The sequence below is a fragment of the Ferrovibrio sp. GW821-FHT12E11 genome (assembly GCF_058806975.1).
On record NZ_JBXAQG010000001.1, the window covers coordinates 3,667,402 to 3,680,826 of the forward strand.

At 66.2% G+C, this 13,425-nt stretch carries 9 protein-coding genes; 2 read left to right on the plus strand and 7 right to left on the minus strand.

Annotated features, from left to right (window positions below; all coding sequences use genetic code 11):
• Window positions 1–213 precede the first annotated feature (213 nt).
• Together AC1ROT_RS18145 and AC1ROT_RS18150 are read right to left on the minus strand one after the other, a co-directional pair.
• Window positions 214–789 carry a peroxiredoxin gene (locus AC1ROT_RS18145; protein ID WP_493000692.1) on the minus strand — a complete coding sequence of 192 codons (576 nt, stop codon included), beginning with the start codon at window positions 787–789 and terminating at the stop codon, window positions 214–216.
• The gene (locus tag AC1ROT_RS18150) at window positions 761–3,892 is read right to left on the minus strand and encodes a bifunctional [glutamine synthetase] adenylyltransferase/[glutamine synthetase]-adenylyl-L-tyrosine phosphorylase (protein WP_493000694.1); all 3,132 of its coding nucleotides are present in this window, start codon (window positions 3,890–3,892) and stop codon (window positions 761–763) included. The genes AC1ROT_RS18145 and AC1ROT_RS18150 overlap by 29 nt, the downstream gene beginning before the upstream one ends.
• 152 nt (window positions 3,893–4,044) lie before the next feature.
• Between AC1ROT_RS18150 and AC1ROT_RS18155 the strand changes: the two genes are divergently transcribed.
• Complete coding sequence (locus AC1ROT_RS18155) at window positions 4,045–7,209, plus strand: YhdP family protein (protein WP_493000696.1); 3,165 nt, start codon at window positions 4,045–4,047, stop codon at window positions 7,207–7,209.
• Here the strand turns inward: AC1ROT_RS18155 and AC1ROT_RS18160 are convergent, their stop codons facing one another.
• Window positions 7,210–8,190: an LLM class flavin-dependent oxidoreductase gene (locus AC1ROT_RS18160; RefSeq protein WP_493000697.1), complete on the minus strand. Its 981-nt coding sequence runs from the start codon at window positions 8,188–8,190 to the stop codon at window positions 7,210–7,212.
• Between the two features lie 191 nt (window positions 8,191–8,381).
• Window positions 8,382–9,638 carry a tyrosine--tRNA ligase gene (gene tyrS / locus AC1ROT_RS18165; RefSeq protein WP_493000698.1) on the minus strand — a complete coding sequence of 419 codons (1,257 nt, stop codon included), beginning with the start codon at window positions 9,636–9,638 and terminating at the stop codon, window positions 8,382–8,384.
• Between the two features lie 101 nt (window positions 9,639–9,739).
• Between tyrS and AC1ROT_RS18170 the strand changes: the two genes are divergently transcribed.
• Window positions 9,740–10,822 carry an anhydro-N-acetylmuramic acid kinase gene (locus AC1ROT_RS18170; RefSeq protein ID WP_493001170.1) on the plus strand — a complete coding sequence of 361 codons (1,083 nt, stop codon included), beginning with the start codon at window positions 9,740–9,742 and terminating at the stop codon, window positions 10,820–10,822.
• Here the strand turns inward: AC1ROT_RS18170 and AC1ROT_RS18175 are convergent, their stop codons facing one another.
• The 3 genes from AC1ROT_RS18175 to AC1ROT_RS18185 form a co-directional block, all read right to left on the minus strand.
• Entirely contained in the window at window positions 10,823–11,272 is a 450-nt protein-coding gene (locus tag AC1ROT_RS18175; RefSeq protein WP_493000700.1) for a GNAT family N-acetyltransferase, read from the minus strand.
• A gap of 50 nt (window positions 11,273–11,322) precedes the next feature.
• Entirely contained in the window at window positions 11,323–12,762 is a 1,440-nt protein-coding gene (locus AC1ROT_RS18180) for a hypothetical protein (protein WP_493000701.1), read from the minus strand.
• A 138-nt stretch (window positions 12,763–12,900) separates the two neighbouring features.
• On the minus strand, window positions 12,901–13,377 hold the full coding sequence (locus AC1ROT_RS18185; protein ID WP_493000703.1) for a GNAT family N-acetyltransferase: 477 nt from the start codon (window positions 13,375–13,377) through the stop codon (window positions 12,901–12,903).
• Window positions 13,378–13,425: the final 48 nt, after the last annotated feature.

Genomic DNA, 13,425 nt, shown 5'->3' on the forward strand with positions numbered 1-13,425 from the left:
CCCGCCATTGCCGTCTCGCGCGTCGCGTCACTCAACCCCCCGATTGGTCATGAAATCTGCCGGCCTCCGGCGGGGTCGATTAGGACTTATTTAACTTGGTTAATGCAAGAAAGAATCTGTTACGAATTCCGAAAAAACACGTGCGAACACATACTTAACGTATGTCTCAGGGGTTATCCACAGGGTGTGGATGAAGCTGGCAAGCGCTTGATTCTACAGCGCCTGCACCGCCTGCAGCACAGCTTCGACATGACCGGGTACCTTCACCTTGCGCCAGACGGCCGCGACTTTTCCCGAACTATCGATCAGGAAGGTGGCCCGCTCGATCCCCATATAGGTCCGGCCGTACAGACTTTTCTCGACCCAGACCCCGTACGACTCGGTCGCCTGGCCCGACTCGTCGGCCGCCAGAACCAGCTTCAGCTTGTGCTTGGTCTTGAACTTGTCGTGGGCGGCGACGCTGTCGCGCGAGCAGCCGATCACCACCGCCCCGGCCTTGTCGAATTTCGCCTTGGCGGCGGTGAAGGCGATGGCTTCGGCGGTGCAACCCGATGTGTCGTCCTTGGGATAGAAGTACAGCACCACCGCTTTGCCCTTCAGGCTGGCCAGCGACACCTTGCCGCCGCCATCGGTCGGCAGGCTGAAGGCGGGCGCCCGATCTCCTACCTGAAGACCGGCTCCCACCTGCGGCCCGGGCGCGGCATCTGCCGCCTTTTTCGGGGCAGCCTTCTTCGGTGCAGTGGCCTTCTTAGCGGCCTTCTTAACGGTCTTGGTTGTGGTCTTCGCCATGGGACTGTCCTGCCTCGGAAGGGTCGTTGTTGACGGAATCGGCCAGCGACAAATAAGGCCGGGCCGGCTCGGCGACCAGGGTATCGAACAGACTGTGCACGCTTTTCTGCATCGCTTCCAGCCGCGCCGTCAGGGCCGCCATGTCAGCGCTTTTCACCAGCGCCGGCAGGCGATGGGCCAGCAGCGGCGGCCAGTGTTCGGGATGCGCCGCCTCGTCGCGGCCGGCCATGCGGCTGACCGCCAGCAGGGTGGCATAGAGTCTCGCCGCCGTTTCCAGCCGCTCGGCGGTTTTGGCATCGACCAGCTTGGCGCTGCGCAAAGCCGCCAGCGCCTGCAGCGGATTCTGCTGCAGGATCGCCGGTTTGCTGCTGCCATGCCGCAGCAGCAGATACTGAAGCATGAACTCCAGATCGACCAGGCCGCCGCGCTGCTGCTTCAGGTCCCAGGGATTGTTCACCGGCTTATGCCGCGCCATGCGTGCCCGCATGCTCGCCACATTGGCCAGCAGGCGTTTCTCGTCGCGCTTCGTGGTCAGGATATCCAGCCGCAGCGCGTCGATCTTTTTCATCAGGGCCGCTTCGCCGCAGACGACGCGCGCGCGCGTCAGCGCCATATGTTCCCAGGTCCAGGCTTCCTTGCGCTGGTACTCGGCAAACGCCTCCAGTGAAATCGCAATCGGCCCGGCGCCGCCGCTGGGCCGCAGGCGCATGTCGATTTCATACAACCTGCCTTCGCCAGTCATCGCAGTGATGGCGTTGATGAAACGCTGGCACAGGCGGGTGAAATACAGCCCCGGCGTCAGCGGACGCGGGCCGTCGGAATCCCTGGCTTTGGCCGGGCAGTCGAAGATCAGCACCAGGTCGAGATCGGATTCCAGAGTCAGTTCATGGCTGCCCAGCCGGCCGAAGCCGACCAGCGCGATGCTGGATTTGGCGATGCGGCCATGCTGGGCGATGAATTCGGCTTCCACCTTTTCCAGCAGGTCTTCCAGCACCACATCGGCCACCGCGCTTAAGCCCGCACCGGCGGCCATGCCGTCCAGGCTGCCGCGCAGGAGGCCGATGCCGACCTGCAGCTTCAGTTCGGTGGTCCAGCGCCGCGCCCAGTCCAGCACATCCTGGAAATCGCGCGCCGCCTGCATCTGGCGCTTCAGGCTGTTGGCTAGTGCAGGGCGCTCAAAGGCAGCAGGATGGTCGGCATATTCGATCAGGCTGTCGAACAGCGCGGCATTCTGCGCCAGCGCTTCGGCCAGTTGTGGCGCCGCCGCCAGCACTTCGGCCAGTGTATGCAGCACTTCCGGGTTGGCCTGCAGCAGTGAAAAGAGCTGCACGCCGGCCGGCAGGCTGGAGAGGAAATGGTCGAACCGTTTGAAGGCCGTGTCGGCGCTGCCGGTACGCGAAAACGCTTCCATCAGTTGCGGCATGATGGCGGTGAGTTTTTCGCGCGCCCGTTCGGAGCGCATGGCGCGGTAGCGGCCGAAATGCCAGCCGCGCACGGTGGCCGCCACCTCGGAGGGATCGCTGAAGCCCAGCTCGCGCAGTGTTTCCAGCGTGGCGGGGTCGTCGTCGGTGCCGGTGAAGACCAGCGCGCCGGCATCGGCGCCCAGCGCCGGCGCCTCGGCGAACAGGTTGTCGTAATAGGTCTTCACGCGGCCCAGCGTGGCCAGCATGGCCTTGCGGAACTGCGTCGGCTTGTCATAGCCGAGGAAGCAGCTGAGCTGCGCCAGCGCTGCCGGGTCGGTGGGCAGCGTGTGGGTCTGCTCGTCATGGATCATCTGCAGGCGATGCTCCACCCGGCGCAGGAAGCGGTAATCCTCGATCAGCTCGTCGCAGGCCTTCTGGCTCAGGCGCTCGGTCGCCACCAGGGCGCGCAGGGCCGTGCAGGTGGGCGGCGCGCGCAGCCGCGTGTCGCGGCCGCCGGAAATCAGCTGCTGGGTCTGGGCAAAGAATTCGATCTCGCGGATGCCGCCGCGGCCGAGCTTGATGTTATGGCCTTCCACCGCCACTTCGGCATGGCCCTTATGCGCGTGGATCTGCCGCTTGATCGACTGGATATCCTCGATCGCCGCGTAATCGAGATTCTTGCGCCAGACATAAGGCGTCAGATGCTTCACGAAGGCCGCGCCCATGGCGAGGTCGCCGCCCACCGGCCGCGCCTTGATCATCGCCGCGCGTTCCCAGTTCTGCCCGAAGCTTTCGTAATAGCTTTCCGCTTCCGCGACATTGACCACGACGGGGAAGGAGCCCGGATCGGGCCGCAGACGCAGGTCGGTGCGGAAGACATAGCCGTCTTCGGTGCGGTCATGCAGCAGATGCACCATCTGCTGCGTCAGCCGGATATAGCATTCCAGTGCCGAGCGGCGGCCGCGATAGCGCACCGTGTCGGCGTCGTAGAGCATGATGAGGTCGATATCGCTGGAATAGTTCAGCTCGCGTGCCCCCAGCTTGCCCATGCCCAGCGCGACGAAACCTGACTCGCGGCAGGGGTCCTTCGGGTGCGGAAGCTCGATCTCGCCGCGGCCGGCCGCCTCGCGCAGCACCGCGGCCATCGCACTGTCGACACTGAGCGCGGCGAAATCGCTCAGACTCTCGGTGATCTGCTCCAGCGTCCACAACCCGGCGATATCGGCTGCCGCCGTGGTCAGCGCCACCTGGCGCTTGGCGATGCGCAGCGGTGCCGCCAGCGCTTCGGCCTCTTTCGTCCTGGCCGCGATCTTTTTCAGCGCGGCGATGGCCTGGGCCAGCGCCGCATCGGGACCGGCGCTGAACAGCAGGTCCACCGTGGCCGGCTCATGCAGGACCAGGTCGCTCAGGAACGGGCTGTTGCCGAACAGCGCCGCCAGCAGGGCTTTCGGCCCGGCCTTGGCACTGGCGGTCTTCAGTCGCCGGGCCAGTGCGCGGTCCGGTAGTTCGGCCAGCATCAAGGTCCAGGCCTCGAAGCCGCGCGCTGCGGCATCCGCATCGTAGGGGCGGGGCAGGTCGCGCCAGTCCGGCGCGGCGGATTTTGTCGCGGCTTTCTTGGCGGTCTTCACGGCACCGTTACGGGGCGGCCGGGCAGCGGCCTTCTTTTTGACCGATTTTGCCGGCAATGCATTGGCGGGCATGGCGTTTCTCTCGAAGTGGCGTCGAAGTTCGGCTAAACTCCGGCCAGGGTCAAGCCCGTGGTCGAACCGGGACTGTTGCGGCGGCCCGGCCATGATGCAGACAAGAGACGGCGAGGGCGCGACAGGTGGTTTTGCGGTGGAGTCGGTTGCTGGTGCGTACGGTCACCGCGAGTGTGGTGACGGTATGCCTTCTGGCGGGCCTGCTGGTCTGGCGGGTCGCCCAGGGACCGATTTCGCTGGCTGTGCTGGCCCCCTATATCAGCGAGGCGCTGGCCCTGCCGCAACTGGGCATCCGTGCCGAGATCGGCGATGTGGTGCTGGCCTGGTCCGAGCAGGACGAAGGCATCCGGCTACGCGTCACCGATGTGCGCTATCGCGGCAGCGATGATCGTGTCGGCCTCACGGTGCCCAATGTCGACATGATGCTGAGCGCCCGCGCCGCGCTCCGCGGCGTGATCGCGCCCCGCTTCGTGCATATGAGCGGCATCGAGGCGCGGCTGGTGCGCGATGCCGATGGCCGCTTCCGCTTCGGCGTGCCGGCGGTCGACGATGCCGTGACCGATGCGCCGGTGGCGCCGCCGGCGGAAACCGCGCCCGAAGGCAATATGGCGCAGAGCATGTTCGGCGGCATCTTCGAGATGCTGTCCCGCCCGATCGACCCCAGTGACTCGATGGGCCTGCTGGAAAACGTCTCGATCCTGGCCGACCGCCTGGTGATCGAGGACTGGAAGCTGAACCAGCGCTGGATCGTGCCTTCGGCGCGCATCGCCTTCCAGCGCGGCGAGGGCCATGTCTTCGCCTCGGCCAGCGGTGCGCTTGACTGGCGCGGCCGTCGCGTCGATCTCAATCTCGATGCCGATTACACCGCGGCCGACCGCTCGGCCCGCGTGGTGCTGCGGTTCAGCGAGATCGAGCCGTCCGATTTCGCCGATGTGCTGCCCGAGCTGGCGCCGCTCGCCTATGTTGCCGCGCCGATCAACGGCACGCTGACGCTGGATGTGAACGAAAGCGGCGAGCGGCTCGGTCTCGCCTTCGATCTCACCGCCGGCGCCGGCCAGATCAATGTGCCCGGCACGCTGCCGGCGCCGCTGTCGCTGCAGCAGGCGCGCTTCCGCGGCCAGGCCGATGGCGCCAAAGGCATCGTCAAGCTGGATGAAGCCAGCCTGTCCTTTGCCGACAAGTTCCGCCTGTCGATGAGCGGCATGGTGACACGCAGCGAGGGCGACCGCTACGGTGTCGATCTCAAGGGCCAGTTCTTCGAACTGCCGACCGACCGGCTCAGCAGCTACTGGCCGCCCGGCATGGCGAAGAATGCGCGCGACTGGGTCACCACCCGGATCAGCGGCGGCATGGTCAGCACCGGCCGCTTCGAGGCGGCGCTGACGCCGGGGATGGTGGCGGGTGAGACGCGCCTGCCGCCGCAGGCGATCAAGCTGGATTTCGCTTTCGACAATCTCAGCGTCAACTACCTGCCGCCGATGACGCGGCTGACCGAGGCGAAGGGCGTCGCCACCCTGAATGCCGATGTCTTCGATCTGACGCTCGACAACGGCAAGGTCGGCCCGGTTCTGGTTGGAGAAGGTCATGCGCGTATCACGGGCCTGCAGGATGTCGACCAGCATGCCGAAATCGCCTCGGTGGCGCGCGGCCGGACAGCCGACATCCTGACCATCATCGACCAGAAACCGCTCGGCTTCCCCTCGCGCATGGGCATCAAGGCGGCCACGGTGGGCGGCACCGGCGAGGTGCGCTGGAAAATCCGTTTCCCGCTGCTGATGGCGCTGAAGATCGACGATATCCAGGTCAATGCCGACGCGGCGATGACGGCGCTGACCATGAGTGGCCTGATGGGCCGCTATGACCTGGCCGATGGCGACATGACCATGAAGGTGGATGCCAAAGGGCTGGAGGCCGGCGGCAAGGCGGCGCTGAACGGCGTGCCTTTGCAGATCGGCTGGAAGCAGGACTTCAATGCGCGGGCCGCCGTGCAGGCGCGCTACAGCCTGAAAGGCCGTATCGACGAGGCGCAGCGCAAGGCGCTCGGCTATCCGCTGGCACCTTATATCGACGGCCCGGCCGAAGCCGTGATGGATATCGAGGAGCGCCGCGGCGGCGAGGTGGCGATCGGCGGCGAGTTCGACCTGACCAACACGACCATTGCCATTGCCGATGCCTATCTGGGCAAGGGCGCCGGCGAGGCCGCTGCGGGCAAGGTGCAGATTCGCACGAAGGCGGGTCAGCCCGTGCAGTTCGACCTGATCGAGATCAGCGGGCCGACGCTCAGCGCGCGCGCCAGGGCCGTGCTGCAGAATGACGGCGGCTGGAGCGCCGATGTGCAGAGCCTGAAATTCGGCGAGAACGACGCCAGCGGCAAGATCGCCTTCGCCGCCAATGGCGACGCCCAGATCGAACTCAGCGGCAAACGCTACGACCTGCGCCGCTTCGTCGAGGACGTGATGAATGACGAAAGCCCGCCGGGCGAGGTCAAGCCGCGCATGACGCTCAGCTTGCGCTTCGACGAGGCGCGCATCGACAACGACCTGGAGATGCGCAATCTCTCGGTGGCGGCGCAGCGCGCGCCGACCCGCATGGAGCGTGTCAGCGTCACCGGCGGTTTCGCCAGCACCGGCGGCCTGACGCTCAACATCTCGCCGGCGCTGAACGGCCGCCGGCTGGTGATGGACTCCGACAATGCCGGTGCGGTGCTGCATTTTCTCGGCATTACCGACATGCAGGGTGGATCGCTGCATGTCGCGGCCGCCTATGACGATACCCAGGTGCTGCAGCCGCTCGCCGGCCGCATGACGCTGAAATCGGTGCGCGCCGTGCGCACGCCCTTCCTGGCCCGCCTGCTCGGCATCGGCAGCTTCACCGGCCTGGCCAACCTGCTGTCGGGCGAGGGCATCATGTTCGACAATGGCGAGGTGCCCTTCGAGCAGAAGGACCGCGTGCTGACGCTGAAACCGTCGCGGCTCAGCGGCCCGCAGCTCGGCATCACCTTCGACGGCACGGTGAACGGCAAGGCCAACAGCATCAGCGTCAACGGCACCGCCGTGCCGGCCTTCGTGCTCAACACGCTGCTGGGCAAGATTCCCCTGCTCGGCGACCTGCTGGTCGGCGACGGCATCATCGGCGTCAACTTCGCCGTCTCCGGCGCGAAAAGCGATCCGCAGTTCACCATCAATCCGTTGTCGGTGATTGCGCCCGGTTTCCTGCGCCGTATCTTCCAGGCCCCGGAAGTGCGCGCGCCTTCGCCGGAGGATGCCGAGAAGGGGCCGCCGCCGGCGGTCGAGTTCCAGCAGTTCCAGCAGCAGTAGCTAAGACGCCATCGCCGCGCGGATGCCGGCGGTGAGGTCCAGCGAATGCAGGGCCGCCTTCAGGTCATACATATGCGTGGTGATCATCAGCTCGTCGGGCTGCGTCGCGGCGATGAACCGGCGTAAGCCGGTTTCGACGGTGTCGGGCGCCCCCACAAACGAGCAGGCCAGCATGCGCTCGGCGCCGGCGCGCTCGGCCGGCGACCAGTACCGGTCGATATCGTCGACCGGCGGCGGCGTCAGGCCGGGCCGGCCGCGCAGCAGGTTGGCCACCGCCTGCTGGAAGGACGTGAACAGATATCGCGCCTCGGCATCCGTATCGGCGGCGATGATGTTGACCGCCAGCATCGCATGGGGTTTGTCGAGCTGTTCCGATGGCTCGAACTTGGCCCGATAGAGGTCCAGCGCCTGCATCATGTGGTCCGGCGCGAAATGCGAGGCGAAGGCAAACGGCAGGCCGAGGATGGCGGCGAGCTGCGCGCCGAACAGGCTGGAGCCGAGAATCCACAGCGGCACCTTCAGGCCGGCGCCGGGCACCGCCTGGATATGCTGCCCCGGCTCCGGCGTGTCGAAATACATCTGCAGCTCCTGCACATCCTGCGGGAAGCGCTCGGAACTGGTCTCGAGGTCGCGGCGCAGCGCGCGCGCCGTCATCTGGTCGGTGCCTGGTGCGCGGCCCAGCCCCAGATCGATGCGGCCGGGGAACAGCGCTTCCAGCGTGCCGAACTGTTCGGCGATCACCAATGGTGCATGGTTGGGCAGCATCACGCCGCCGGAGCCGACGCGGATGGTCTTGGTGCCGCCGGCGATATGGCCGATCACCACAGCGGTGGCGGCGCTGGCGATGCCCGGGTTGTTGTGATGCTCGGCCAGCCAGAAGCGGGTGAAGCCGATCTCTTCCGCCTTCTGCGCCAGCGCCAGGCTGTTGCGGAAGGCATCGGAGACCGTGCCGCCCTGCATGACACGCACCAGATCGAGCATGGAAAACGGAATCATCGGAGCACCGGATGGTCAGACGGAAAGACGATCAGATGGGACAGGGCGGCGGATTGGCAACATCTGTCATCCATTTTGTCATGCCCGGACTTGATCGGGCATCCACGTCTTTGTCCTGCGCAGAACCCGGTCACGTGGATGGCCGGGTCAAGCCCGGCCATGACAGGTCGCTAGGCTTACGCCGCCTCGATCAGCACATGCTGCTTCTTGCCGAAGCTCAGGCGCAGTTGGCCGTCGGCGCCGAGATCGGCCGCCGTGATCTTCTGGTTCTCGTCCGAAATGGCCGCATCGTTCAGCTTGATGGCGTTGCCGCGGATATGGCGGCGCGCCTCGCCGCCGCTCTTGGCGAAGCCGGCTTCCTGCACCAGAGCAAAAGCAGCAATGCCCTCGTTCAGCCGGTCGCGCGCGACCTTCACCACAGGCAGGTCGCCGCCGAAGCTGCCCTGCTCGAAGGCCTTCTTCGCCGTGTCAGCCGCGGCTTCCGCCGCTTCGCGGCCGCGACACAGCGCGGTTGCCTCGGTGGCGAGGATCTTCTTCGCCTCGTTCAGCTCGGCGCCCTGCAGGGCTTCCAGCTTTGCGATCTCGTCCAGCGGCAGGTCGGTGACCAGCTTGAGGAAACGGCCGACATCGGCATCTTCGCAGTTGCGCCAGTACTGCCAGTAATCGTAATGCGACAGCATGTCTTCATTCAGCCAGACCGCGCCATTGGCGGTCTTGCCCATCTTCTGGCCCGACGATGTGGTGAGCAGCGGACAGGTCAGGCCGAACAGGCTGAGATCGGCGCTGCGGCGGCCAAGCTCGACGCCGTTGACGATATTGCCCCACTGGTCCGAGCCGCCCATCTGCAGATTGCAGTCATAGCGCCGCGCCAGTTCGACGAAGTCGTAGGCCTGCAGGATCATGTAGTTGAATTCGAGGAAGCTGAGCGGCTGCTCGCGGTCGAGCCGCAGCTTCACAGAGTCGAAGGACAGCATGCGGTTGACCGAGAAGTGCCGGCCGTAGTCGCGCAGGAAGTCGATATACTGCAGCTTGTCGAGCCAGTCGGCATTGTTGGCCATGATGGCATCCGACGGCCCGTCGCCGAAGGTCACGAAACGGCTGAACGCCGTCTTGATGCTGTCCATGTTGGCCTGGATGCCTTCGGGCGTCAGCAGCTTGCGCGCCTCGTCCTTGCCGGACGGATCGCCCACCTTGGTGGTGCCGCCGCCCATCAGCACGATCGGCTTGTGGCCGGCCTGCTGCAGGCGGCGCAGCATCATGATCGAGAGCAGATGGCCGACATGCAGGCTCGGCCCGGTGCAGTCGTAGCCGACATAGCAGGTGATGCCCTGGGGCTTCAGCGCCAGCGCGTCCAGCGCCGCGCCATCGGTGCACTGGTGCAGATAGCCGCGCTGCGAGATGGTGCGCAGGAATTCGGATTTGAACTCGGTCATCGGACTCAAGGCTCGGGTTGGGTATTGGTGGGCGATGGTCTAACATACAGGCCGTGAATCGCCTAGCTTTTGGACGCCCGGCCTTGCCGCAGACTTCCTGGATGATCGGCCTGATGAGCGGCACCTCGATGGATGGCGTCGACGCCGCCCTGCTGCGCACCGATGGCGAAATCATTGCGGAATTCGGCCCGGCGCTGACCCTGCCCTATCCGGACGAGGTCCGGGCCCGCATCCGTGCCGTGCTCGGCGTTCCGGCCGGCACGGCGGGGCAGGTGCCGGTGGTCAGCCGCGTGGTCACCATCGCCCATGCCGAGGCGGTGCGGGCGCTGCTGAGCCTGGCCGGGTTGCAGCCGGCCGATGTGGCCTGGCTCGGCTTCCACGGCCAGACCATCCTGCATCAGCCCGACGCGCCGCATCGCCGCAGCTGGCAGACCGGCGACGGCGCCATGCTGGCCAAGCTCACCGGCATCAACACGGTCAGCGACTTCCGCAGCGCCGATGTGGCGATGGGCGGGCAGGGGGCGCCGCTGGTGCCCCTGTATCATCTGGCCCTTGCCCGACATGCGCAGCTGGCCGCGCCGCTGCTGGTGCTCAATCTCGGCGGCGTCGGCAATGTCACCTATATCGGCAGTGACAAGGCCGACGACCTGATCGCCTTCGATACCGGCCCGGGCAATGCGCTGATCGACGACTGGCTGCTGCGCCATACCGGCAGGACGCAGGATACCGGCGGCGCGCTGGCGGCCAGCGGCACGGTCGATACAGCCGCGCTGGCACAGCTGATGGCGCATCCGTATTTCGCAGCCAGGCCGCCGAAGTCGCTCGACCGCAACGCCTTCGGCATGGCGGTCCTGCAGCCTCTGTCCGCCGCCGATGGCGCGGCGACGCTGACGGCCTTCACCGCGGCCAGCGTGGCGCGCGGCTTGAGCCATCTGCCGCAACGGCCGCTGCGCTGCCTGGTCTGCGGCGGCGGGCGGCATAACGCGACGCTGATGCAGATGCTGACCCAGCATCTGAACATGCCGGTGGAATCCGTCGAGGCGGTGGGCTGGCGCGGCGACAGTCTGGAGGCGGAGGCGTTTGCCTATCTCGCGGCGCGCAGCGTGCGCGGATTGCCGCTCAGCCTGCCGGGCACGACCGGCGTGCGGCAGGCGGTGAGTGGCGGGCGGATTTACAACATCTGATTACAGCCCCTTCACCATCGGCCAGCCATCGGCGCGCGGCCGGTCGCTCAGCCGGCGATAGCCGCGCTGCTCGTAGAAGCTCACGCCGGTATGCGACGCGGTGAGGCCCAGCTCGCGCCGTCCGCGCTCGCGCGCATGGGCCTCGATATGCGCCACCAGCAGCGAACCCAGCCCGAGCCGCTGCTGCTCGGGCGCCACGAACAGCGCCCAGAGCTGGCCGCGGCCATAACCCACCGTGCCGACGATCGCGTCGTCCAGCACGGCGACGAAGACATCCTGTCGCGTCATGCGCTCGCGCACCTGGCCGGCACTGAAGCCGGCATAGACCCCGGCGATCTCGTCGACGGAATAATCGGCGGCATTGCTGACCCGCAGCGTGCGCTGGATCAGGGCGGCGATGGCTTTCGCATCGGCCTCGATGGCGGAACGGATGACAGGGAGCGTGAACATGCGCACCGCCAGATAGGGCGGCGCGCATGTCCGGGCCAGCGATTTCGCTATCAGCGCGCGGGGGCGCTCGCCGCGCGGTCCGGGATATGATCGGCGCGCAGGGCCTGGCGATGGCCCGGCGTGGCCAGCAGCGGCGCCACGGCATCGCCGACCAGGAAGGAAAAGCCCGCAGCCGTGCCCAGGTTGATGTCATCGGGCTGGGCCACATTCCACAGGATGGCTTCCATCTTGTGCCAGGCGGCACGCTTGGCGAAAGCGGACAGGGTCTGCATCCGGGTCGCGGTATCGGTGATGCCGGTCGGCAGCGCGGTGACGAAGCCCTGGCAGCCGGTGCCGGCATAGAGGTCGATCAGCCGCACATCGGGCGCGATGTGCAGGATGCGGGCGGCACAGAAGCGCTGGATATAGTTGATCGCGTCGGCGATGCGGCTGGCCGGTGTGCCGTCGGGGATATTGGTGATGGTGATGCACAGGCTGCGGAACAGGCCGGCCGGCAGGTCCTTGAAACGGGCCAGATAGAGATTGCGCGCGCGCGCCGTCGCCAGGGTCTGGAACGACACCGGGATGGAGATCATGCCCTTGTGGCCGCCGGTCACCATCCGGTGCAGGCCGAGCAGCGCGGTGGTCAGGCGATAGCGGTCGAGCAGGAATTCCAGCTCGTCGGGGTCTTCCAGCATCGGATCGCTGATATCGGCCGCACGGCCGGTGGGCATATGCGTGACATGTACGGTGTAGAAGGAAAACGCACGACGCCGCGTGCTGAAATTCGGATAGAAGGCGGCCTGGCATTCCTTGAGGAAGGTGGCGCTGGTCTTTTTCTGAAACAGGCAGTCGAGCGACTGGTCGAGATCGGCCAGGTCGGGGCCGGCGCCCATGGCCGGCGCGCGGGTTGGCGGGGCGGCGCTTTCATACAGATCGGCGCAGACCGGCTCGTCGTCGAACAGCATCACCTCGCCGGCATGGTTCGCCGGGTCGCTACCGGCCAGAGCCGGTTTGCCGTTGGCTTTGACATGGCTCAGCAGGTCCTGCAGCGAGCCGACCTTGCTGGTGACGAAGTCGCGATCGACCTCGGCCACGGTGGACGCGATGCGGATATCGCAGCCGGGCACTTCGCCCAGGATCAGCCGCTCGGCCTCGTCGGCGATGGCGGCCGCTTTCATTTTCGCCTGGCTATGCGTGAGATGGGTGAACAGCACCAGGTATTCGTCATTGTCCAGATGGTAATGCACGTCACCGGCATCGAGACGGTGACGGATCACACCGTCGACGATCTGGTTGATGCTGTCGCGGCGCTGCGGCCATTCATCGCCCAGTGCCTCGCGGATCGCCTGCAGGCCGATCATCTGCAGATTGCCGGCCTGGATCTTGCCGGACAGGCGTGCGGGACTGGAGACCACCTTGAGCCGGGGTGCCGTCGGCGCCTTGCGTGATGCGGCCTCCGTCTCGTCGCCGCCAAACAGAAAGTTTTTCATCCGGTGCAGGGCAGACATGATCGCTTCCTCCTGCTCCCACTATGAGCCGGATATGGAAACTGCCCAGAGAACTTCCCGGTTACCCCAAGGCGGAGAAAGCTAACTTTCCGGATATGTCAAAACCGGACAGATGCCGGTTTTCGCCTGTTTCAGTCGTCAGGCGAGTGACTTCGTCATCCGCCACATGTCGATATCGCCCTGCCGTTCGGCCTGCAGCATGCGGAAGCCGAGCCGCTCGTAGAAGGGCCGTGCGGTAAGCGAGGACAGCAGCCACAGCTCGCGCAGCCGCTTTTCGTCTTGCGCATGCCGTTCCAGATGCCGCACCAGTGCGCGGCCGAGACCGGTCTTTTGTTGTTCGGGCGCCACGAACATGGAATGCAGCTGTCCGCTCTCGCCGCGGATATTGCCCAGGCTGACGGTGCCGCGGAGCGTGCCGTCCAGCAGCACAACGAAGACGTCGCGCACGCCCATCTTCTCCAGCACCTTGTCGGGCGTGAAGTTGCTGCAGATCACCGCGATGGTCGCCGCGCTGTAATCGGCGGCATTGCTGATCCGCACCGTGCGCTGGACCAGCGCGCTCAGGCCGGCGACATCGTCGGGACTGGCGGGGCGGATGAGGGGCGGGACGGACATGCCGGCAGTAAATGGCTAAGCCTCTGTAACGTAAAGGCTATTGTTGAT